This window comes from Sphingobium sp. PAMC28499 (assembly GCF_004795815.1).
In the GTDB taxonomy this organism is placed as follows: Bacteria; Pseudomonadota; Alphaproteobacteria; order Sphingomonadales; family Sphingomonadaceae; genus Sphingobium; species Sphingobium yanoikuyae.
Window position 1 is genome coordinate 4,831,634 of record NZ_CP039248.1, and the last position, 21,113, is coordinate 4,852,746.

The following is a 21,113-nucleotide window of genomic DNA, read 5'->3' on the forward strand; positions in this document are numbered from 1 at the left end:
GGGCGAACGGAAAAAGGAAAATTGTCATGACCGTCCGCACCCGCGTCATTCCCTGCCTCGACGTTGCCAATGGGCGCGTGGTGAAGGGCGTCAATTTCGTCGACCTGAAGGATGCCGGCGATCCGGTGGAGCAGGCCAAGCTCTACGACGCGGCCGGCGCCGACGAGCTCTGCTTCCTCGACATCACCGCCACCCATGAGGCGCGCGGCACCATATTGGACGTGGTGCGCCGCACCGCCGAAGTCTGCTTCATGCCCGTCACCGTCGGCGGCGGCGTGCGCAGCGCGGAGGACGCCCGCGCCCTGCTGCTGGCGGGCGCGGACAAGGTGGCGGTCAACAGCGCCGCCGTCGCCCGCCCCGAACTGGTGGCCGACATCGCCGATCGCTTCGGCGCGCAGTGCATCGTCGGATCGGTCGATGCGCGCAAGGTGGGCGAAGGCAAGTGGGAAATCTTCACCCATGGCGGCCGCAAGCCGACCGGCATCGACGCGCTGGAACATGCGCTGCGTCTGGCTGAACTCGGTGCAGGCGAACTGCTCGTCACCTCGATGGACGGCGACGGCACCAAGCAGGGCTATGACCTGGCGCTGACCCGTATGATCGCCGATGCCGTGTCGATCCCGGTGATCGCCAGCGGCGGCGTCGGCACGCTCGACCATCTGGTCGCGGGCGTGGTCGAGGGCCATGCCAGCGCGGTGCTGGCGGCCTCGATATTTCACTTCGGTCAACATAATATTGCTGAAGCGCATCAGGCGCTGGCCCGCGCCGGCATCCCCGTTCGGGGCCATTAAGGCGCGGAAAAGCGCCAAAATGTCGGGTTAATTGACATTAACCATATAAGGCTTTTGGCGGCCATCGGTCGCCAACCGCAGAAAAACGTCACTTGGCAAAATTGGCACGGTTACTGCGTAGACAGGGCGCAGGGTCGTTTCGAAGCGATTTGTCCATTTTGAAACAGGGTGACTTTTATGCAGATCAGCAAACTTCTTCTCGTAGCGGGTTCGGCCAGCCTGATGGGCCTCGCCATCCCTTCCCCGGCCAACGCCACCTGGTGCTGGTTCAAGTGCGGCGGCTCCAGCGGCGGCGGCACCTCGTCGGGTGGCAGCAGCGGCGGCACGCCGACCCCGGTGCCTGAGCCCGAACAGATGGCGCTGTTCGGCATGGGCGCCGCCGTCCTGGCCGGTCGCGTCTTCTTCGCGCGCCGCAAGCAGAAGTAAAATTCATTTGACGGGTCGCGCGCGGGACGCTTGATGCAGCCCATGCGCGCGACCCTTCAAACCCTCGAACAGACCATCGCCGAGCGACGGAAAGCCGATCCATCGGCATCCTATGTGGCGAAGCTGACCGCCCGCGGCCGGGGCAAGATCGCCCAGAAGGTCGGCGAGGAAGCGGTCGAGGCGGTGATCGCCGCCATGGCCGACAATCGGGCCGAACTGGTCGGCGAAAGCGCGGACCTCCTCTTCCACCTGCTGGTGCTGCTGGCCGATTGCGGCATTCCCTTTGACGATGTGCTGAACGAACTGGACCGGCGCGAAGGCCTGTCGGGCCTGGTCGAAAAGGCCGCCCGTCCAAAGGATTGATCCGCTCCACGGAAAGACATTGCCTTCCCGGCGTTTGTAGATCAGCCTCCACTGTCGGAGCGCGTTGGAACGGGGAGTGAAGGCATGATGCTGCGGACCATCCTGGGCGGACTGCTTGGCGGTTTCGCCATGTTCATCATCGGCTTCCTTTTCTGGGGCACGCCCCTGAGCGCGCTGGCGCTCAGTCGTGCCGATCCGCAGGCGAGCGCCAATCTGCAGGCCGCGATGGCGCAGGCGCTGGCCCGCAGCGGCACCGGCGTCTATGTCATCCCCGATCCCGCCACGGCGCAGGGCACCATCCTCTATGGCAAGGGGCCGGTGGCGATGCTCTTTTACAATAATGGCGGCTTCCCGGTGATGGACGGCTCCAGCCTGATCGGCGGGCTGCTGCTGGCGCTGGCCACCGGCGTGCTGATCGCGCTGGCGCTGCGCTTCGTCACCGGCGATTTCAACAGCAGGGCGCGGGTGTCGATCCTGTTCGCGCTCGCCACCGTGCTGTGGCTGCATATCGGCCAGGCCGTGTTCAACCATGCGCCCTGGGGCTACAGCCTCTATCTGGCGCTGAGCGATCTGGTCGCGCTGAGCGTGGCCGGGCTGATCGCCGCGAAGCTGATGGAAGGGCGCGCCGCGAAGCCCAGCGCCTCAGACAGCACGCTCCACTGACGCCATCCGCAGCATGCAGGCGGCGTGGCGCCGCGCGACCGCCATCCGGTCCGCGCCATAGCCGCCACCCATGCAACTGGCGACCGGAATGGCGCGCGCCAGCGCCTGACGCATCACCAGCCCGTCGCGCGCGGCCAGCCCCTCGTCGCTGAGCGCCAGCCGGCCCAGCCGATCATCCACATGACCGTCCACCCCGGCCTGATAGAGGATCAGGTCCGGCGCGAAATCATTCAGCACGCGCGGCAGCATCTCGCCCAGCGCCGCCAGATATTCCGCGTCGCCGGTATCGTCGGCCAGGCCCAGATCCAGGCTCGAGCGCGCCTTGCGCACCGGGAAATTCTTCTCCGCATGGATCGACATGGTGAAGACATCGCCCCGCCCCGCCATCAGCGACGCCGTGCCATCGCCCTGATGCACGTCGAGGTCGAGGATCAGGATGCGATGCGCATCCCCCTCCGCGATCAACCGGTTGGCCGCGATCGCCAGATCGTTGAACACGCAATAACCCGCGCCGCTGTCGGCCAGCGCATGATGGCTGCCCCCGGCGGCATTGGCGGCATAGCCATGGACCAGCGCCAGCTTCGCCGCCAGCCAGGTGCCGCCGGGCGACAGCAGCGCCCGGCGCATCACCCGCTCGGTTACCGGAAAGCCGATCCGCCGTTCCTTTTCGGGCGGCACGGCGAGCGCCAGCACCTCTTCGACATAGGCGGGATCATGCACCGCCGCGATCCAGGACGCGGGCATCGGATCGGGCGCATGAACGGTCATCGCCGCGCCACTGTCGGCCAGCACGTCCATCACCAGGCCATATTTGTCGAAGCGCGCCTGCTGGCCGTCTGTGGCCGGGGAGACATAGGCGGGATGGTGAACGACGTGCAGCATGATCTTTTCCCGCTATCGCGATTTGATAGATGGCCGCTTTGCGCTATCTGGTCCAGCATGAACCGTCCCGATTTGATCCGTTTCCTCGCCCTGCCCCTGCTGGCCGCCGCCGCCATCCCGGCCGTCGCGCAGCCGCCGGCAGTGACACCGACCCAGAGCGCGCCGCCGGCTGGCCAGGTTGTGCTGCCTCCGCCGATGGCAGTGATGCCCCCGCCCGTGCCGCTACCGGCCCTGTCGCAGGCGCAGGACAGCTGGGCGAATGAATGGCTGAAGAGCGGCATGGCCGAAGGGCTGATGGCGCGCAGTAAGCCGACCGCACCGATGCACGGCCAGCAATTGCTGAACGCATTGCTGGATCGCGGCCGCGCGCTCAGCACCGGCCGGGTCGATACCGCCGACTTCCTGGAGGTCTGGGCGCTGCGCCCCGCCGCCTTCGATCCGCGCCCCTCGCTCGCCAAGGCGATTGCCGAGGATCGGCTGCCGCAATGGGCCGCCAGCCTGACCCCGCCCTATTCGGGCTATGACGGGCTGCGCAAGGGCCTCGCCACCTATGAGAAGATCCGCGACACCGGCGGCTGGCCCAGCCTGTCGGCCGGCGCCTCGGCCGATGTCGTGCGCGCCCGCCTGGCGCTGGAGGACAAGAGCGTCACCGGCACCGAGCCGTTGACCGCCGCGCTGCAACGCGCGCAGCGCCGCTATGGCCTCAACCCCACCGGCCTGCTCGACGCGCGCACCCTGACCGCGCTCAACGTGTCGGTGGATGATCGCATCGCCGCGATCATGGCCAATATGGAACGCTGGCGCTGGATGCCGCGCGAATTGCCGGTCAATCGCGTCCAGGTGAACATCGCCGCCGCCGTGCTGACCGTGTTCCAGGGCGACGAACCCGTCACATCGATGCGCGCCGTCACCGGCAGCCCGACCAACCAGACGCCGATGCTGTCGTCGAACATCCATTCCATCGTGGTCAATCCGCCCTGGAACGTGCCGATGTCGATCGCCAGGAAGGAGCTGTTCCCCAAGGGCCGCGCGACCCTGGCCAAGCAGGGCTACAAGATCGTGAAGACGCCCGAGGGCGGCGAGCGCATCGTCCAGCCCGCCGGTCCCAACAGCGCGCTCGGCCGGCTGAAGTTCGATTTCAACAATCCCTTCGCCGTCTATCTGCACGACACGCCTTCGCGCGGGAAATTCTCCAGCTATGACCGGCTTGCCAGCCATGGCTGCATCCGCCTGGAAAAGCCGGTATCGCTGGCCGAACTGATGGTGGCGAGCGATCCCAGTCTGTCGGGCCAGATCCAGAACCTGATCGACACCAACAAGACCCAGCGCGTGTCGCTGCCCTCGCAGGTCGCGGTCTATCTGCTTTACTGGACCGCCTTTGCCAGCAGCAACGGCACCATGAACTTCCGCGCCGATCCCTATGACTGGGACAAGCTGCTGGCCCAGAAGATCGAGGCCTCCAGCCGCCGCGTCGACCCCACTGCGGTCAATTCGACCGCCCCCGCAGCCAAGGACTGATCCCCATGCGCCATTTTGCCCGCCCCCTGACCTTCGCCGCCCTGTCGGGCGCGCTGCTGCTTGCCGCCTGCGGCAAGAAGGAAGAGGAAGCCCCGGCGACCAATAATCTAGTCGAACCGCCGGTCGAGAATGTCATCGTGAACGAGCCGGAAGCGCTGCCGCCCGAGCCGGAAAATGTAGTCACCCCGACTCCGGCACCGCCACCGTCCGTGTCGGAACAGCAGCAGATTCTGGATGATGCCGAAGCCAGCGGCATGACCTCGCGCCTGCGCGAAAACGGCGAGGGGAGCCAGGGAGCGGACGAAGCGGGCAATAGCAGCCTGTGACGAAGGGCGCCCCCGTCTTGGAGCGGGGGCGTTGATTTGTTATAGACGGCACATGGATCGCCGCAAATTCACGAAGTTCGCTTTAAGCGGACTCGCCCTTTCGTTTTTGACCGATAGTGTTGGCAAGGCCGCACTTCCGGTAGCGCCTGAACCCGCGAACCGCCCTCCGGTTCCCGCGACTCCATCGGCCGCACCGATTTTTTCGCGCAAGCCTTATGCGCTGCTGCTGGAGGAGGCCAAGGCCGCACTCGACCAGCATGCGCGCGACTTCACTTTGCGCGACCGCATCGCCATCGCCGACTTCAACGCTCCGTCGAAGGAATTTCGGTTCCATATCGTCGACCTGATCGGTGGCCAGGCCAACAGCTATCTGGTGTCGCACGGTCGCGGGTCCGATCCGGGCCATTCGGGCTGGCTGCAGAGCTTTTCCAACGAGCCCAATTCGCTCGCCAGCTCGTCGGGCGCCTACAAGACGCTGACCGTTTATGATGGCCAGCATGGCCGATCGATGCGGCTGGCGGGGCTCGATCCGCAAAACAACAATGCCGAAATGCGCGCCATCGTCATCCATGGCGCCGACTATGTCAGCGAGGACCATGTCGCTGCCTGGGGCAAGTGCGGCCGCAGCGAGGGCTGTTTCGCGCTCGCCCGCCACATGGTGCCGCAGGTATTGGGCATGCTCGGGCCGGGCCGCATGGTCTATGCCAACAAGATTACCGGCATGGTCGAAGCCTGACCGGCAAAGGCCCCGCCCGGATCACCGGGCGAGGCCTCTTCATGCTCAGCCGGCCTTGACGCCGCTCAGCGCCTGGGCGGCAGGCTTGTTCGACGCATCGACCGAACCGTCGGCCAGCATCGCCTTGCTCATCGTCGCCGCTTCGGTCTTGAGCGCGGCATCGTCGGTCGCCTGGCTGGCGCCGATCAGCGCCGACAGCAGGATATTCTTCGTCACCGGATCGGCCGCATTGGCCGCCGCCGACTTGCGGGCCAGGCCCAGCGCTTCCTGATAGAGCGGCGCGGAGCCGGCCTTGTCCTGCGCGCCCAGCTTCTGGTTGCCGAGCTGGATCAGGATACCGGCCAGGATGTTGCGGCTGGTGGCATCGGCGGGCTTGGCCTCCACCACCTTGCGCCAGTGCGGCAGGGATTCGCCATAAAGCGCGATCACCTTGTCCATCTTGCCGAGCGCGCCCTGGGCAGCGGCATCGGCATAAAGCGCGTTGGCGAGGAAATTGACATTGTCGATCTTGGTCGGGTCGACCTCCACCGCGGTGCGGATGGCGGGCATCGCCGCCTCATATTTGGTTGCGGCGGTGGCATTGTCGCCCGCCTGCAGCGCGGTCTGGCCGGCGGTGAAATCGGTCACCGCCTGGTTGAAGGCGTTGATCTGTTCGGGGGTCATCTGGCCGGCGGCGGGGGCAGCGGTGGCTGCCGGGGCATCCTGTGCCAGGGCCGGTGCGGCGAGGGTGGAAAGGGCAAGAAAGGCAGGAACCAAAAGGCGGGACTGCAAGGTCAGGGTCTCCCTGGTCGTTGATCCAATGTGGCGGATGCAGTCAGGGCATCCGCCAACACAAGAATGAACGAACGAGCGGTCCCGTTCCCAGCCCCCTAGGCTCGTGCCATCCCGCAAAAGGCTCGACCCACGGCAAACTCGCCCGCACGGCGCGCCGAACGGGCCAGCGCTTCGGCATCCTCGCCCCATTGTTCGGCCTGCCAGCGCTCGTCGATCTCGGCCGCTTCCCATACGGAATCTGCGTCGAACGCCTCTTCCAGCACCGCCAGGCCGCAGACCAGCGAGCCGCTCAAGGTCACCAGCCGCGACAGGCCGGCCAGGGTGAAGGGATCCAGTCCGTCCACCGCCGCCGCCAGCCGTTCCAGCGTCGCGTCGGGCTGGGCGACATGGATGATGCCCTGGGTGGTGACGAAGGCAACGTCGTAGCGGGCGCGCGCCCAGTCGAGCAGCGGATCCCAGGCGGCGGCCTGACGCGCGACGAACGCCTCAGGCCCCTCGGCCCGATAGCAGAGCATGTCGGTGCCGCCATATTCGGCAATGTCGGCCGCGAACTTGGCGCGGTTGCCGGCGATATGATCGATCGCCGCATTGGCAAGGCCGGTGAAGGCCATCGTCGCCGGATCGACCGTCTCGCCCTGATCGCGCCATTCCTGCGCCACCGCCTCAGCCAGCACCGCATTGGGCAGCGCCAGTTCAGCGCGGGCGGGCGTGCGCACCGGGCGGCCATCCAGCCGGATCGCGAAACCGGCTTCGACCGGCTCGACCGTCACATCCTTGTAGAAACGCTTCACGGGCGGCTCCGCTTGAACAGGGCCAGCATCAGGCGCGGCACGATGATGAACTGGAACAGGCCGGCAACGACCATGATCAGGCCGAATGCCTTGGCCTTGTCACCCTGTACCCAAGAAAAGCGCTGCATGATGGCGAGGAAGCCGAACATGACGAGGAAGGCGCCCGACAGGCGGAACAGGCCAAGCGCGAAATGGCGCTGGCGCGCAATCTTCTCCGGGTCGACCGGCGGGATGGGGGGCATGTCGTTCATGGCGCGTCGATATGGCGGCGCAATTCGTCGCTGTCCATCGCCACCGCATGGGCGCCGGCCTGCACCAGTTCGGCCGGCGCATGATAGCCCCAGCCGACGCCGATCGCGCGGGTACCAGCGGCCAGCCCCATGTCGATGTCGAAATGGGTATCGCCGATCATCACCGTGGTTTCGGGCACCGCGCCCGCCTCCGCCATCGCCTGCAACAGCATCGAAGGGTGCGGCTTGGACGGGTGGCGGTCAGCAGTCTGCAGGGTCACGAAATGATGGGCCAGATCATGATGGGCGAGGCACAGGTTGAGCCCGCGATCGGACTTGCCGGTGGCGACGCCCAACAGCCAGCCATCGCCGTCCAGTGCCCGCACCAGATCGGCCATGCCGGGATAGAGCGGTTCGGACACGGCATTGGCGCTGCGCAGGGCGTGGAAGGCCGCCTTGTAGCGATCGGTCAGCAACTGGTGATAGTCCGGCTCAGCATCGGGCAGCAGCCGGGCCATCGCATGGGGCAGCGACAGGCCGACGATCGACAGGATCGCCAGCCGGTCGGGCGGTGCCAGCTTCTCGCCCTCGAAGGCATGGGCCATCGCGGTGCAGATGCTGTGCTGGCTATCGACCAGCGTGCCGTCGCAATCGAAGACGGCAAGGCGGTTGCTCATGCCCCGCCCCTTATTTCTCGCCGCGACCGCGCCGCTCGCCGCGCCTGCCCTTGCGGATCTGCTTGGCATGGGCGCGGGCCGCCTTCTTCTCATCCTCGCGGGTCGGCGTCCGGTCGATCTCGTCATCCAGCGGCATGTCGCCCAGCGACAGGTCGAAGCCCAGCGCAATCAGGCTGTTGAGGAAATGTTCGGGCAGTTCCGCCTTCATGTCGATGCGGCCGCCATCGGGATGATCGACGCGGATGCGGCGGGCATGGAGGTGCATCTTGCGGCTGATCGATCCGGACAGGAAACTGTCCTTGCCGCCATATTTGCCGTCGCCGACCAGCGGATGGCCGATCGCCGCCATATGGACGCGCAACTGGTGGGTGCGGCCGGTATAGGGCTGCAACTCGACCCAGGCGGCGCGATTGCCGGCGCGCTCGATCACGCGATAGCGGGTGCGGGCGGGCAGGCCCTCTTCCTCGTCCACATGCATCTTCTCGCCACCGGTGCCCGGCTGCTTGGTGATCGGCAGTTCGATCATGCCATCGTCGATGCTGGGCACGCCGATGACGATCGCCCAATAGACTTTCCGCGCGGTGCGGCTGGAAAAGGCCTTGGCGAAATGCGCGGCCGAACGGCTGGAGCGGGCGAGCAGCAGCGCGCCCGACGTATCCTTGTCGAGGCGATGGACCAGCTTGGGCCGGGATTCCGCGTCGAAGATCAGCCCGTCGAGCAGCCGGTCGACATGCTCGTCGGTCTTGGTCCCGCTCTGGGTGGCGAGGCCCGGCGGCTTGTTGATGACGATCGCCTGCTTGTCGCGGTGGATCACCATGTCCTGGACATAGGCGATCTCGTCCTCGGTCAGGTCGATGACGCGGACGCGCTTGGGCTTGTCGGCCGCCGCCACCTTGGGCTCGGCCGGCGGCACGCGGATCATCTGGCCTTCGGCAATGCGGTCGCCCGGCGCGGCGCGGGCGCCATCGACGCGCAACTGGCCGGTGCGCGACCAGCGCGACACGATGTTGAAGCCGACATCGGGCAGATGCCGCTGGAACCAGCGGTCGAGGCGGATGCCATCGTCATCGGCCTGCACCCGATATTGCCGCACGTCCAGGCTGACGCCCTTGGCCGGATTGGGCTTGGCCGCGACCACCGGGGCCGGGGCCGCCGCCCTGGCGGCGGGTGCCTTGGTCCGGGGCTTACCCACTGACTTGGTGCCGGGCTTGAATGGCCGGTCGCCGTCCTGCTTGCGCGCGCTTGCCGCCTTGGCGCCGCCACGGGCGCGACCGGGCGCGCCGCTGCGCCCTGCTGGCTTGCTACCGCCGGGCTTGCCGCCCCGTGCCGGACCGCCGGATTTGCCGGGAGGACGCCCCTTCATGCCGCAACACTCCGCATAACCGTAAGACCCAGCGCCAGCGCGGCCACCGCGCCGACCAGCGAGAAGAGCGCATAGCCGAGCGCCAGGCCGATCTGGCCGCGCTCGATCATCAGCATCGTCTCCAGGCTGAAGGAGGAAAAGGTGGTGAAACCGCCCAGCACGCCGACGCCGAGCAGCAGCCGCACCGGTTCGCCCGACGCCGTGCTGCCACGCGCCAGCCATCCGGCGAGCAGGCCCATGGCGAAACCGCCGATCAGATTGGCGGCAAAAGTGCCCCAGGGCCAGGCCGCGCCGGGCGCCATCTGCCCGGCGAACCGCCCCAGCAGATAGCGCAGCGCCGCGCCAACCGCGCCGCCGCCCATAACAAGGAAGATATTGGTCATGATTGTCGCCCTATCGCGATTCCGCCAAAGGGGAAAGGACGCATTCAGGCGGCGATGCTGGCCTCCGCCGGGATCGGACGGCGATGGGCGGCGATGCAACTCAGCACCGAGAGGATCACCAGCACGAATGCCGTGCCCTCCAAGGGCGTCGGCAGCCGCGCTTCCCAAATGAAACCATAGAGCAGGGCAAAGCCGGTTTCGAACAGGATCATCTGTCCCACCATGGTCAGCGGCAGCAGCCGGGTCATGCGATTCCACAGCGCATTGCCGACGATCGAAGCGAACAGGGCGACAGCGATCACGACAGCCGCAAAGCGGGTCCAGTCGGCCGCATCATGCGTGCCACTGCCCAGCCACGGCACCAGCGGCAGGAACAGCAGCGCCTGCGCGCCAGTCGCGAGGCCGATCAGGAAATTCCAGTCCTGCGACGTAATCCCGTCCATCCGTCGCAGCCAATGGGCATTGCCGATCGCAAAGCCGGTCCAGGAAATCAGCGCCCCGACCGCGCAGGCAAAGCCGATGATACGCGTCGCCACCGCGCCCCCGCCCGGCATGACGATCGCCTGCCAGCCAATGCACAGCGCACCCGCGACACAGAGCAGCAGCGAAGGCGCCAGGTGCCGCAGCGGCACCGCGCCCGCCTGTCGGCTGCCGACGATGGTCACCGCGACCGGCAGGAAGCCGACCACCAGCGAGGTCATGGCAATGCCCCCCATCTGCACCGCGCTCACCAGCAGCACATAATAAAAGAGGTTCCCCGCCAGTGCGAGCCAGGCCAGCGCCCACAATATGCGCGGCGTCAGCAGCGGCCGGATCGCCCGCCAGCGCGGCGCAACCAGCAGCACGGACATCAGCCCATAGGCCAGATAACGGCCGATCGCCTGTTCAAGCGGACTGAAGCCCGGCACGATCTCGGGCGCCAGGAAGACGAGGCCCCAGAGCGCCCCGGCCCCCATACCGCAAAAGATGCCGGCCAGGATCGCGCCGGATGCTCGTGACTGGTTCATGCTCGCATTCCGCCTGTCGAAAATTCAGGTGACGGGAAATATCATCATCGACATGAGAAAGGCGCTCTTGATTGGCCAGTCAAATGCAACAATTACTCATTTCATGAGCCAGACCACCAAGATCGACCATTTCGACCGGGCGATTCTGCGCCTGATCCAGCGCGACACCCGCATGCCGCAGCGCGCGATTGCCGAGGCGGTCAACCTGTCGACCGCCGCCGTGCAGCGCCGCATCGCCGCGATGGAGCGCAGCGGCGTGATTGTGCGCAATGTCGCGATCGTCGATCCCGATCAGGTGGGCCTGGGCGTCACATCGATCGTCGAGGTCAATCTGGTCGATGAAAAGGCGGCGCGCGTCGACAAGGCCAAGCAATTGTTCCGCGACGCACCCGAAGTGCAGCAATGCTATTATGTCACCGGCGGCCGCAGCTTCATCATGCTGATCGTCGCGCCCGACATGCGCAGTTACGAAGCGATCACCCGCCGCCTGTTCGCGGAAAATGAATCGGTCGCCAGCTATCACAGCTATCTGGCGCTCAACCGGGTGAAGGCGAGCATGGAACTGGTCATTCCCTGATCCGTGCGCCGCTTCGGGTTACGGATTCGCCTCGACCGGAACCTGCTGCCGATCGGGACCACTGACCGCGGGCGGCGGCATCAGTTCGCGTATCACCCCCCAATAGCCCTGCGTGACATGCGCATCGCGCGCATAGCGCGGATCGGACGCCATCAGATGCCGGTGCAAGCGGCGCAGATTATGCCAGGGCACCGACGGGAACAGATGATGTTCCAGATGATAGCTGACATTGAGCGGCCCGATCAGGATCCGGTCGATCAGGGTCGGGATAACGGTGCGCGTGCCGCGTATTTCCGTCTCGTCCGTGACGCCATTATGCTCCGCCATCGCCCGCAACCGGTTGAACACATTGGCCCAGATGAACTGGGGAATCATGAACAGCCCCAATATCTGCCAGCGCCAGGGCGACCACAGGATCGCGCCATAGACCAGCACCGCCCAGACGATGTAGCGGACGCGCAGCGCCAGCCGGAAATCGAAGCCGAAGCGCATCGGATTGTGGAAATTGGACAAGGGCGACCAGATTCGCGCCGCCCGCGCCGCCCGATAATAGTTGAGGCCAGACAGGCTACGCAGCAGCAGCACGACCATGGCGCGCCCGCTTTTCGGGAAATGCTGGTCGACATCCTTGCGCTGCACCCGATAATCATAGTCGCGCATCGTGTTGGTATGGCGATGATGCACCATATGGGCGACACGGTAGAGATCGATGCTCAGCGCCAGCGGATAGGCCACGAACAGGTCGCCGATCAGGTCGTTGACGCGCCGGTTGCTGAACAGCATGCCGTGACAGGCCTCATGCATCATCACCGCCAGGACCTGGATACGCGTGCCGATGACGATGCCGGCGATCAGATAGGCCGGCCATCGGTCTATCCTGATCGCGATCGTGCATGCGGCGATCATCGCCGCCCATTGCAGCGCCAGCAGCAGCGCGTTGCGCCAGTTGGGGACCACCGACAATTGCCGGATCAGCGGCAGGGTAGCACGGCGCGAGTAACGATAGCCGGGGCCACGTTCCTGGGCGATATCCTCCATGGAAACTGCCTCCCGACACCATGCCTGCCTGGGACGGAATGCTATGGTCGGCGCAGAACAGCGTCAAGCGCGCCCCTTCTTTCCCATCAGCATTAATGGCTTGTTAGGCGCATGGCCGCAGAAGGATCGCTTCCAATCGGTGGGGATCGATGATGGTTGATATTGTTTTCGAATTTTCGGCGCACATGCTGGCGCTCGGGTTGGTCGTCGGCGGGCTGTACAGCCTGACCAAGGAAGCGGGCTTGCGCTGACGGCCGTTCAGGCCAGCGGGCCGCCCGTCAGCGATGGAAAGCTTTCCGCGACATAGTCGATGAACGCGCGCAAGGTCGGCGACATGCCGGTGCGCGCGGTGAAGAGGACATGGACGATGCCCTCGCTGGTCCGCCAGTCGGGCAGGACATGCACCAGCCGCCCCTGTTGCAGCTCGACCGAACAGGCCGCTGACGACAGCAGCGCCACGCCCAGTCCGGCCACCGCCGCATCGCGCACCGTCGCCGAATCATTGCTGCAGAATCGGGGATGATGGGCCACGACATGCTGTCGCCCCTGCCCGTTCATCAGCAGCCATTCATCATGTTCGACATGCTCGCCCACGCTCAACGTCGGCAGGCCGGCAAGGCTGGCGATGGTCGTTGCCGCACCCTGCGCCGCCACCGCCGGCGCGGCCACCAGGATGCGGTCCAGCCGCCCAAGCTGATGCATCGTCAGCGCCTGATCATGCACGGTGTCGATATCCACGCGAAAGGCGGCATCGAACCGTTCCTGGATCAGGTCGATCCGCTGGCTGCTGATATGCATTTCCAGATGCACATCGGGATAGAGCAGCAGGAACCGGGCGAAGACATCGGTGCGCAGATAGCGGGCCAGCCCCGGCGGGCAGGCGATGCGCAAATTGCCGCTGATCTGCGACCGCGCGCGCGCGGCAATCGCCTGGGTGGCGTCGATCCCCTCGGCGATCGTCTCGCACTGGCGATAGATTTCGCGGCCGACATCGGTCACGCGCAGATTGCGGGTCGATCGCTCGATCAGGCGAACGCCCAACACCTGTTCCAGCCGCGCGACCCGGCGACTGAGCTTCGCCTTGCGTTCGCCGGTGGCACGCTCCGCCGCGCTGAAGCCGCCATGGCGCACGACCTGGGCAAAGCTGCGCAAATCATCCAGATCCATGGCGCCGTCCCGTCCGCTCTCCTGCCGCGTCGGACCGGTGCTACACGCTCCGCCCGGCTGGCGCCAGCCGGGCGCGGCATCCACGATCACCGCGCCTGGCCGCTGACCATCATCGGCAGGAACAAGAGCGACGCCGCCACCGTCGCCACGAAGGATACCAGCAGATCATCGACCATGCCGTTGATACCGCTGAACAGGACGATTTCCACGAACAGGATCAGGAAGAACAGCGCCAGCCGCGTGACGACGCGCGGATGCGCCAGATGGAATGCGCGCAGCATCTCCAGCGCCTGCATCGGCTGCTGGCGCAACGCGCTGCCGGAAGGATCAGGCCGCACGGACCACCGCCCGCCGGGCATCCCCGGTCATGTAGAGCACGCGCAGCAGGTCGAGCTGCTCGCGCGAGAAACCCGCCGCATCGAACGCCTCCAGCTCCTCGCCGGTCAGCGACCGGCCAGTGCGCAGGATGATCGCGCTCTGGCGCAGCGTTTCCAGCCGCGGATTGGCCAGGGTGTAGGTCGGCTCCGGGCCGCGCAGGAAGCTGCGCAACCGGCCGAGCGGCGCACGGACCGAAGGCACGGAACTGGCCGGATCGCTATCGGCCAGCCAGAGCACCTGGCGCTCCTGCGCGTCAAAGGGTTCGCCGACATTGTCATTGGCCGTATCGGCCCGGTTGAAGACGGAGTGTTGCATCGCCTTGATCCCACCTGTTGTTGCAGGGGATGTAGCGATGCACGGGTCGGGCTTGTAGCCGGCAAAAGGACGACAGATCGTTTCCGTTTTGGAAACAAAGCGCTCCAGTTCAACAAAGGGGGACGATGCCCTCTCCCCCTTATGACCCCCTTTTATCGACCGTGATCGGCGATGATGTCGACGCCGGTCTTGCCGCCCGGCGCATTGGTGAAGACGATGAAATAGGCGCTGCCATCGGCCTTGCGCGTGCCGCCCAGCACATTGTCGCCCTCGACGATGCGATGTTCCGCATCGAAGCCGGCGCGGCGGGCCTGGGTATAATAATAATCGATCACGCCCTGCTTGGGCACCGGCGTCACGAAGCTCGCCGCGCGCAGGGTGCAGCCATCCTTTTCCGCACCCGCCGCCTCGGTCAGTTGCGCGCCGGGATAGAGGGTGAAGGGATCGGGCATGCGGCTGGCCCATTGCATGCCATAGACCAGCTTCTTGGCGCAGCCGGCATTGCCGCCGCCGCCCAGTTGCGCCTGTTCGCGCGCCAGCCCGCCCAGCGTCATCGGACTGTTCTTGATCGGACCGCTGACCGGTGCCGGAGCGGACAGCAGCTTGCCGCCGACCAGCTTGGCCGCTTCCGCCTGCGCCTTGCCGGCGTCGCCGCTCAGCACCGGCAGGGCGCCATTGGCGGCACGATCGGCGCTGCGCACGGCATTGCGGTTCGACTGGCCGACCAGATTGGGATCGACGACGATATCATCGGCCAGCGCGCCCTTGACCGCCGGGTCCGCGGCATCGTTGGTCAACTGGTCGTCCAGCGCGGCAAGATTGCCGTCCTTGCCGCCCTTGCCACAGGCCGCGAGCGCCAGCAGCAACGCCATCACACCAACTTGTCGGGAAATCGCCATCCGCCTCGCTCCTTCATAACCCGGCACATAGAACGGATAGCGGGACTTTCCGTTCGCATTCAGGGTGCATAGACGCCCCTACCCCATCGCAGGGCCAGTTTCTGCCGGGTGGCATGGTCGCTTGTCTTGTTCCGGGACAGCAAAGCCGCCATCAGTCGGACTATGCTCAACCTTCTGTCAGCCCTGATCGGTCTTGTCACCCTTGTCCTGATGATCCCGGCGGTGTTTCCGCTGCTCGGCGCGCTCAACTGGCTGCTGGTGCCGATGGCGCTGTTCGGCGCCTTCATCGGCCTGATGTCGTCGAAAAAGGGCGGGCAGAATTTCTGCCTGATCGTCGCCGCCTTCGGCGCGCTGCGCCTGTTCCTGGGCGGCGGAATCCTGTGACCATAGCGGAAAGCGAAACCCGCAAGGGCGTCATCGCCGCGATCGGCACCTACAGCATCTGGGGGATGCTGCCGCTCTTCTTCCGCCTGCTGCATCATGTCGACCCGATCGAGATCGTGACCCAGCGGGTGATCTGGTCGGTCATCCTGATCCTGGTGCTGCTGGCCGCGCGCAAGGGGCTCGCCGCCTTCGTCGCGGCATTGCGGACGCCCCGGCTGGTCCTGCCGCTGATGGCATCGGCGGTGATGATCGCGATCAACTGGCTGGTCTATGTCTGGGCGGTCAATGACGGCCATGTCGTCGCCTGCAGCCTGGGCTATTTCCTCAACCCGCTGGTCAGCGTGGGCCTCGGCGTCGTCATACTCAAGGAAAGGCTGCGGCGCGGACAGATGCTGGCGATCGCGATCGCCGCGATCGGCGTCGCCATCCTGGCTGCGGCCGCGCTCACCACCCTGTGGATCAGCCTGGCGCTGGCGATCAGCTTCGCCCTCTATGGCCTGATCCGCAAGCTCACCCCGATTGCGCCGATGACCGGCCTGGGCGTCGAAACGCTGCTGCTGGTCGCGCCGGCGATCGGCTACCTGATCTGGCTGTCGGGCCATGGCGGCATCAGCTTTGGCCAGGACGTGTCGACCACCGGCCTGCTGATCCTGGCCGGCGGCGTCACCACCGTGCCGCTGGTGCTGTTCGCCACCGCCGCCCAGCGCCTGCCGCTGGCGACGCTGGGGCTGCTGCAATATCTGGCGCCGACGCTGCAATTTCTGTGCGGCGTGGTGCTGCTGGGCGAGACGCTGAGCCAGGGCCAGATGCTGAGCTTCGGCCTGATCTGGCTCGGCCTCATCCTCTTCGCCAGCGACAGCTATGCCGCCGCCCGCCGCAACCGGCTGGCGACGGCCTGATCCCGATCAGTTGAACTCGGTCGCCTCGAACCGGACCGGCTCGCCGACTGCCTGATTGGCCAGGCTGTCTTCCCACATCACGCGGTTGCCGCGGATGATGGTGCCGATCGCCTTGCCGGTCAGGTCCATGCCGTCGAACGGCGACCAGTCGCAGCGCGAGGCGAGCCACTCCTTGCCGACGGTCCATTTCTTCTTGAGGTCGACCACGGTGAAGTCGGCATCATAGCCGAGCGCGATCCGGCCCTTGCAGGTGAGGCCGAACACGCGCTGCGGCCCCGACGAGGTCAGTTCGATGAAGCGGCGCAGCGTCAGCCGCCCTTCGGCGACATGGTTGAGCAGCAGCGGCACCAGCGTCTGCACGCCCGGCATGCCGCTGGGCGAGGCGGGGTAGACCTTCGCCTTTTCCTCGATCGTGTGCGGCGCATGATCGCTGCCCAGCACGTCGGGCACGCCCTGATTGAGCCAGAACCACAGGCCGTCGCGATGCGCCGCGCTGCGGATCGGCGGGTTCATCTGGGCATAGGTGCCCAGCCGCGGATAGGCGTCCTCGCCGGCCAGCGTCAGATGCTGCGGCGTGACTTCGCAGGTCGCGACATCCTTGTTCTGGCCGATATATTCCAGCTCCGCCGGGGTGGTGACGTGCAGGATGTGGATGCGGCGACGCGCCTTGCGGGCGAGCGCGATGATCCGCTTGGTCGCGATCATCGCGCTTTCATCGTCGCGCCAGACGGGGTGCGAGGACGGATCGCCCTCGACCCGATAATCCTTGCGCGCGTTCATGCGCGTCTCGTCCTCGGCATGGATGGCGACGCGGCGGGTGCCCGACGCCAGCACGCGGGCCAACGCATTGTCATCATCCACCAGCAGGCTGCCGGTCGACGCGCCCATGAAGATCTTGACGCCCGACGTGCCGGGAATCCGCTCCAGCTCTTTCAACTGCTCGGCATTTTCCGCCGTCGCGCCGACATAGAAGGCATGGTCGCACCACATGCGGTGATGGGCGCGCTTCAGCTTGTCATGCACCCGCTCGGCGGTGTCGGTATTGGGATTGGTGTTGGGCATTTCGAACACGGCGGTGACGCCGCCCAGCACCGCGGCGCGGCTGCCCGATTCCAGATCCTCCTTATATTCCAGCCCCGGTTCGCGGAAATGCACCTGGCTGTCGATGCAGCCGGGCAGCACGTCGAGGCCGGTGCAGTCGACCACTTCGCCCGCATCGCCCAGGCTGGTGCCGATGGCGACGATCTTGCCGCCGCGCACGCCCACATCCACCTGCTCCGCGCCGCCCGGCGTATGGACGGTGCCGTTCTTGAGGATCATGTCGAAGGTCTGGGTCATGGCGTGGTTTCCGCTTTATAATTCCGTTCGCCCTGAGCGAAGTCGAAGGGCACTGCCGAACGCAGTGAGGCCTTCGCTCCGCTCAGGCAAGGGCTTCGACTTCACCTTTGGTGAAGTTTATCCTGAGCGCCTGCTGCAAGCAGGCAGTCGAAGGACTCAGCCCGAACGGGTTGGTAATCAGGCATAACTGTCCTACCTAAAGCCGATGACCGATACCACCCTTACCGACCGCGCGGTGCTGCGCATTTCCGGCGAAGAGGCGCGTCCCTTCCTGCAGGGGCTGCTGACCCGCGACGTGCTGACGCTGAAAGACGGCGAAGCGCGCTGGACCGCGCTGCTGACGCCGCAGGGCAAGGCGCTGTTCGACTTCATCCTGTGGGGCGACGACGGCGATATATTGATCGACTGCGAGGGGGCGCAGGCCGACGCACTGGCGAAGCGGCTGACCATATACCGGCTGCGGCGCAAGGTGGTGATCGCGCGCGACGAGACGCTGGCGGTGCATTGGGCGATCGATGCGGCCGACAAGCCCCGCGACCCGCGCCTGCCAGAATTGGGCGCGCGCTGGCTGGCGCCGGCGAGCGATGGCGACGCCTCCGCCGCGTTCCGCGCCCATCGGCTGTCGCTTGGGGTGTTCGAAGGCGCGGCGGAACTGGGGCAGGACCAGACGTTGTGGCTGGAAACCAATGCCGAGGAACTGCACGGCGTCGATTATGACAAGGGCTGCTATGTCGGGCAGGAAAACACCGCGCGCATGCATTATCGCAACAAGGTGAACCGGCGACTGGTTGCCGTACCGCTGGAGCAGGCCGACGAGAAGCGCCAGCGCACCGCCCTGCCCGACCTTGGCCTCTCGATCGAGCTGCAACGGGTCGAAGCGATCGATCCCGCCACCCTGCCCGCCTGGCTTGCCACCGCGATCGCCGCGCAGGCCGCCGAATGAAGCCTTGTTCCTGGCACCAACAGCCGTTCGGTTCGAGCCTGTCAAGAACCGCTGCACGCAGGCTTCTCGACTTCGCTCGAAGCGAACGGATATTATTGGCGGTGCTGTGCGCCCTCACCCTGACCATGCCGGCGCGGGCGGAAACGCCCTGGACCTTGGTCAAGGCCTATCCGCATGATCCGGCAGCCTTCACCGAGGGTCTCTTCTACCTCGACGGCGCGCTTTATGAGAGCACCGGCCTCGAAGGCCAGTCGGAGATTCGCAAGGTCGCGCTCAAGACCGGCAAGGTCGAGCAGCGCCGTGTCGTCGAGCAGCCCTATTTCGGCGAAGGCATCGTCAACTGGGGCGGCAAGCTGGTCAGCCTGACCTGGCGCCATCGCCAGGGCTTTGTGTGGAAGCTGGACGATTTCTCGCCCCTCTCCACCTTCCGCTATGAAGGCGAAGGCTGGGGCCTGACCCAGGATGGCCGGTCGATCATCATGAGCGACGGCAGCGCTCAACTGCGCTTCCTCGATCCCGAAACGCTGGGCGAACAGCGCCGCATCACCGTCACCTGGAACGGCCGCGCGGTCGATCGGCTGAACGAGCTGGAATGGGTGAAGGGCGAGATCTGGGCCAATGTCTGGTATGACACGAAGATCGCCCGGATCGACCCGCGCAGCGGCGGCGTGATCGACTGGATCGACGTCGCCCCGCTGCGCAAGCAGGCCGGCGTCACCGACAGCGAAGCCGTCGCCAACGGCATCGCCTATGACGCCAAGAGCGACCGCGTCTTCATCACCGGCAAGAACTGGCCCAAGCTGTTCGAAATCAAGGTCGGGAAGTAAGGCGACGCGCGTAATAGCCCTCTCCCGCCTGCGGGAGAGGGTTGGGTGAGGGTCTTCTTGCTTACGTCTCTCGAACGGCAAGCAGCTCCAGCCTGATCCGCTCCACCACGCCGTCGAAATTCTCGACCACATCATGATTCCAGAACCGGTGGATCACATAGCCCGCCGATTGCAGTTGCGCCGTGCGCGACGCATCCGTCCGTTCATCATGCTGCCCGCCATCGATTTCGACGATGAAGCGACATTCGGCGCAGAGGAAATCGACCACGAACAGCCCGACCGTCGCCTGGCGCCGGAACTTGAAGCCTTCAAGCTGGCGATTGCGCAGGACGGCCCATAGCCGTTGCTCACATTCGGTTGCGTTGCGCCGCAGACGTGCGGCGTTGGGACTGGTCGGGCCGATGCTGGGCATCGGCAGAGCCTATCATGAGGGTCGTCTTAGAAAAGCCCCCACCCAACCCTCTCCCGCAGGCGGGAGAGGACTTTCAGGCGTCGCCCTTCCGTTTACCGCTTCCAGCGCGCCCAGATGGCGGTGGGGAGCAGCAGGCCGCGGGCTTCCTCGCGCACGGTCAGTTCGCCCGCTTCCACCTCGCCGGGCAGGTCGGCAAAGGCCTGGCGCAGCAATTCGCCGATCGCCAACGCCGACATGCGCACCGCATAGACGGTGAGGAACAGGAAGCGGCTGTCCGCGTCCAGCAACTGGCGGCAATTGGCGATAAGGCCCGGCAGATCCTCTTCCAGCCGCCAGACTTCGCCGTCGGGGCCGCGCCCATATTTGGGCGGGTCGAGCAATATGCCGTCATAGCGGCGGCCGCGCCGCACTTCGCGCGCGACGAACTTGGCCGCATCCTCGACGATCCAGCGGATCGGCCGGTCGCCCATGCCCGACAGGTCAGCGTTCGCCCGCGCCTGCGCCACCGATTTCTTCGACGCATCGACATGGACCATCCGCGCGCCCGCCGCCGACATGCCCAGCGTGCCGACGCCGGTATAGCCGAACAGGTTCATCACCTCGGCCTCGGGCTTGTCGGCCGTGCTGGCGCGCATAAAGTCCCACACCGGCGCCATGTCGGGGAAGAAGCCCAGATGCCGGAAGGGGGTACAGCTCGACTGGAAGGTCACTTCCTTCCAGTGCAGCGGCCATCCCTCGGCCGGGACCGGCTTGTCATAATACCAGCGGCCGCCGCCATCCTCGTCAGAGCCGGGGATGAATTCGCCGTCGGCGCGCCAGTCTTCGGTCGCCGGCGCCCACATCGCCTGCGGTTCGGGGCGGATGAAGCGGAAACGGCCATAGCGTTCGAGCTTGCGGCCGTTGCCCGAGTCGATCAGGCCATAGTCGGACCAGGGTTCGCCGATGAGAGTCTTGAGTTCCATGGGGGCCTCATCGTCTCTTGCGCCGCTCCTGTCGAGAGGGGATC

At 66.0% G+C, this 21,113-nt stretch carries 28 protein-coding genes; 12 read left to right on the forward strand and 16 right to left on the reverse strand.

Annotated features, from left to right (window positions below):
• Positions 1-26: 26 nt before the first annotated feature.
• The 4 genes from hisF (at position 27) to E5554_RS22650 (ending at position 2,243) form a co-directional block, all read left to right on the forward strand.
• Positions 27-791 carry an imidazole glycerol phosphate synthase subunit HisF gene (hisF, locus tag E5554_RS22635; RefSeq protein WP_037508353.1) on the forward strand — a complete coding sequence of 255 codons (765 nt, stop codon included), beginning with the start codon at positions 27-29 and terminating at the stop codon, positions 789-791.
• Positions 792-968: 177 nt separating this feature from the next.
• Entirely contained in the window at positions 969-1,217 is a 249-nt protein-coding gene (locus tag E5554_RS22640) for a PEP-CTERM sorting domain-containing protein (protein ID WP_136188176.1), read from the forward strand.
• Positions 1,218-1,259: 42 nt separating this feature from the next.
• Positions 1,260-1,580: a phosphoribosyl-ATP diphosphatase gene (locus E5554_RS22645; protein ID WP_069338017.1), complete on the forward strand. Its 321-nt coding sequence runs from the start codon at positions 1,260-1,262 to the stop codon at positions 1,578-1,580.
• Positions 1,581-1,664: 84 nt separating this feature from the next.
• Entirely contained in the window at positions 1,665-2,243 is a 579-nt protein-coding gene (locus E5554_RS22650; protein ID WP_004208574.1) for a hypothetical protein, read from the forward strand.
• Here E5554_RS22650 and E5554_RS22655 read toward each other — a convergent pair.
• Positions 2,223-3,125, reverse strand: a complete 903-nt coding sequence (locus E5554_RS22655; RefSeq protein ID WP_136188177.1) for a histone deacetylase — start codon at positions 3,123-3,125, stop codon at positions 2,223-2,225. The genes E5554_RS22650 and E5554_RS22655 overlap by 21 nt on opposite strands.
• A gap of 57 nt (positions 3,126-3,182) precedes the next feature.
• On the opposite strand from E5554_RS22655, the gene E5554_RS22660 reads away from it, so the two are divergent.
• From E5554_RS22660 to E5554_RS22670, 3 genes are read left to right on the forward strand one after another with little or no spacing between them, the layout of a single operon-like run.
• Positions 3,183-4,643: a L,D-transpeptidase family protein gene (locus tag E5554_RS22660; protein WP_136188178.1), complete on the forward strand. Its 1,461-nt coding sequence runs from the start codon at positions 3,183-3,185 to the stop codon at positions 4,641-4,643.
• Positions 4,644-4,648: 5 nt separating this feature from the next.
• A complete protein-coding gene (locus E5554_RS22665; protein WP_004208577.1) occupies positions 4,649-4,969 on the forward strand; it encodes a hypothetical protein in 321 nt (106 codons plus the stop codon).
• A gap of 52 nt (positions 4,970-5,021) precedes the next feature.
• Positions 5,022-5,705, forward strand: a complete 684-nt coding sequence (locus E5554_RS22670) for a murein L,D-transpeptidase catalytic domain family protein (protein ID WP_037521167.1) — start codon at positions 5,022-5,024, stop codon at positions 5,703-5,705.
• A gap of 45 nt (positions 5,706-5,750) precedes the next feature.
• Here E5554_RS22670 and E5554_RS22675 read toward each other — a convergent pair whose 3' ends face one another.
• From E5554_RS22675 to E5554_RS22705, 7 genes are all read right to left on the reverse strand, one after another.
• Positions 5,751-6,476, reverse strand: coding sequence for a hypothetical protein (locus tag E5554_RS22675; protein ID WP_004208579.1), 726 nt, complete (start codon positions 6,474-6,476; stop codon positions 5,751-5,753).
• 98 nt (positions 6,477-6,574) lie between these two features.
• Positions 6,575-7,270, reverse strand: coding sequence for an ATP12 family protein (locus tag E5554_RS22680; protein ID WP_004208581.1), 696 nt, complete (start codon positions 7,268-7,270; stop codon positions 6,575-6,577).
• Positions 7,267-7,521 carry a hypothetical protein gene (locus E5554_RS22685; protein ID WP_004208582.1) on the reverse strand — a complete coding sequence of 85 codons (255 nt, stop codon included), beginning with the start codon at positions 7,519-7,521 and terminating at the stop codon, positions 7,267-7,269. The genes E5554_RS22680 and E5554_RS22685 overlap by 4 nt, the downstream gene beginning before the upstream one ends.
• Positions 7,518-8,177 carry an HAD-IA family hydrolase gene (locus E5554_RS22690; RefSeq protein WP_017500101.1) on the reverse strand — a complete coding sequence of 220 codons (660 nt, stop codon included), beginning with the start codon at positions 8,175-8,177 and terminating at the stop codon, positions 7,518-7,520. The genes E5554_RS22685 and E5554_RS22690 overlap by 4 nt, the downstream gene beginning before the upstream one ends.
• 10 nt (positions 8,178-8,187) lie before the next feature.
• A complete protein-coding gene (locus E5554_RS22695; protein ID WP_136188179.1) occupies positions 8,188-9,540 on the reverse strand; it encodes an RluA family pseudouridine synthase in 1,353 nt (450 codons plus the stop codon).
• The gene (gene crcB, locus E5554_RS22700; RefSeq protein ID WP_136188180.1) at positions 9,537-9,923 is read right to left on the reverse strand and encodes a fluoride efflux transporter CrcB; all 387 of its coding nucleotides are present in this window, start codon (positions 9,921-9,923) and stop codon (positions 9,537-9,539) included. The genes E5554_RS22695 and crcB overlap by 4 nt, the downstream gene beginning before the upstream one ends.
• 44 nt (positions 9,924-9,967) lie before the next feature.
• Complete coding sequence (locus E5554_RS22705) at positions 9,968-10,930, reverse strand: DMT family transporter (protein ID WP_136188181.1); 963 nt, start codon at positions 10,928-10,930, stop codon at positions 9,968-9,970.
• Here E5554_RS22705 and E5554_RS22710 point away from each other — a divergent pair.
• Complete coding sequence (locus tag E5554_RS22710; RefSeq protein ID WP_136188182.1) at positions 10,929-11,507, forward strand: Lrp/AsnC family transcriptional regulator; 579 nt, start codon at positions 10,929-10,931, stop codon at positions 11,505-11,507. The genes E5554_RS22705 and E5554_RS22710 overlap by 2 nt on opposite strands.
• Positions 11,508-11,525: 18 nt before the next feature.
• On the opposite strand, the gene E5554_RS22715 is transcribed toward E5554_RS22710, so the two are convergent.
• The 5 genes from E5554_RS22715 to E5554_RS22735 form a co-directional block, all read right to left on the reverse strand.
• A complete protein-coding gene (locus E5554_RS22715) occupies positions 11,526-12,545 on the reverse strand; it encodes a fatty acid desaturase family protein (RefSeq protein WP_136188183.1) in 1,020 nt (339 codons plus the stop codon).
• A gap of 258 nt (positions 12,546-12,803) precedes the next feature.
• Positions 12,804-13,712, reverse strand: coding sequence for a LysR substrate-binding domain-containing protein (locus E5554_RS22720; protein WP_136188184.1), 909 nt, complete (start codon positions 13,710-13,712; stop codon positions 12,804-12,806).
• 86 nt (positions 13,713-13,798) lie between these two features.
• Positions 13,799-14,050 (reverse strand): hypothetical protein, encoded by a 252-nt coding sequence (locus tag E5554_RS22725; protein WP_247594339.1) that lies wholly within the window; start codon positions 14,048-14,050, stop codon positions 13,799-13,801.
• A complete protein-coding gene (locus tag E5554_RS22730; protein ID WP_010339630.1) occupies positions 14,040-14,405 on the reverse strand; it encodes a hypothetical protein in 366 nt (121 codons plus the stop codon). The genes E5554_RS22725 and E5554_RS22730 overlap by 11 nt, the downstream gene beginning before the upstream one ends.
• Positions 14,406-14,557: 152 nt before the next feature.
• Positions 14,558-15,304: a hypothetical protein gene (locus tag E5554_RS22735; protein ID WP_210729786.1), complete on the reverse strand. Its 747-nt coding sequence runs from the start codon at positions 15,302-15,304 to the stop codon at positions 14,558-14,560.
• Positions 15,305-15,466: 162 nt separating this feature from the next.
• Here E5554_RS22735 and E5554_RS22740 point away from each other — a divergent pair, with 162 nt between their 5' ends.
• Positions 15,467-15,688: a hypothetical protein gene (locus E5554_RS22740; RefSeq protein WP_004208594.1), complete on the forward strand. Its 222-nt coding sequence runs from the start codon at positions 15,467-15,469 to the stop codon at positions 15,686-15,688.
• A 41-nt stretch (positions 15,689-15,729) separates the two neighbouring features.
• Positions 15,730-16,587: an EamA family transporter RarD gene (gene rarD, locus E5554_RS22745; protein ID WP_247594459.1), complete on the forward strand. Its 858-nt coding sequence runs from the start codon at positions 15,730-15,732 to the stop codon at positions 16,585-16,587.
• 6 nt (positions 16,588-16,593) lie between these two features.
• Here rarD and E5554_RS22750 read toward each other — a convergent pair whose 3' ends face one another.
• Complete coding sequence (locus E5554_RS22750; RefSeq protein WP_136188186.1) at positions 16,594-17,925, reverse strand: dihydroorotase; 1,332 nt, start codon at positions 17,923-17,925, stop codon at positions 16,594-16,596.
• Between the two features lie 205 nt (positions 17,926-18,130).
• Between E5554_RS22750 and E5554_RS22755 the strand changes: the two genes are divergently transcribed.
• Together E5554_RS22755 and E5554_RS22760 are read left to right on the forward strand one after the other, a co-directional pair.
• On the forward strand, positions 18,131-18,868 hold the full coding sequence (locus tag E5554_RS22755; RefSeq protein WP_136188187.1) for a folate-binding protein YgfZ: 738 nt from the start codon (positions 18,131-18,133) through the stop codon (positions 18,866-18,868).
• 125 nt (positions 18,869-18,993) lie between these two features.
• Positions 18,994-19,695, forward strand: a complete 702-nt coding sequence (locus tag E5554_RS22760; RefSeq protein WP_051886861.1) for a glutaminyl-peptide cyclotransferase — start codon at positions 18,994-18,996, stop codon at positions 19,693-19,695.
• Between the two features lie 61 nt (positions 19,696-19,756).
• On the opposite strand, the gene E5554_RS22765 is transcribed toward E5554_RS22760, so the two are convergent.
• Both E5554_RS22765 and E5554_RS22770 read right to left on the reverse strand, forming a co-directional pair.
• Positions 19,757-20,107, reverse strand: coding sequence for an endonuclease domain-containing protein (locus E5554_RS22765; RefSeq protein ID WP_136188188.1), 351 nt, complete (start codon positions 20,105-20,107; stop codon positions 19,757-19,759).
• A gap of 92 nt (positions 20,108-20,199) precedes the next feature.
• On the reverse strand, positions 20,200-21,069 hold the full coding sequence (locus E5554_RS22770; protein ID WP_017500086.1) for a class I SAM-dependent methyltransferase: 870 nt from the start codon (positions 21,067-21,069) through the stop codon (positions 20,200-20,202).
• Positions 21,070-21,113: the final 44 nt, after the last annotated feature.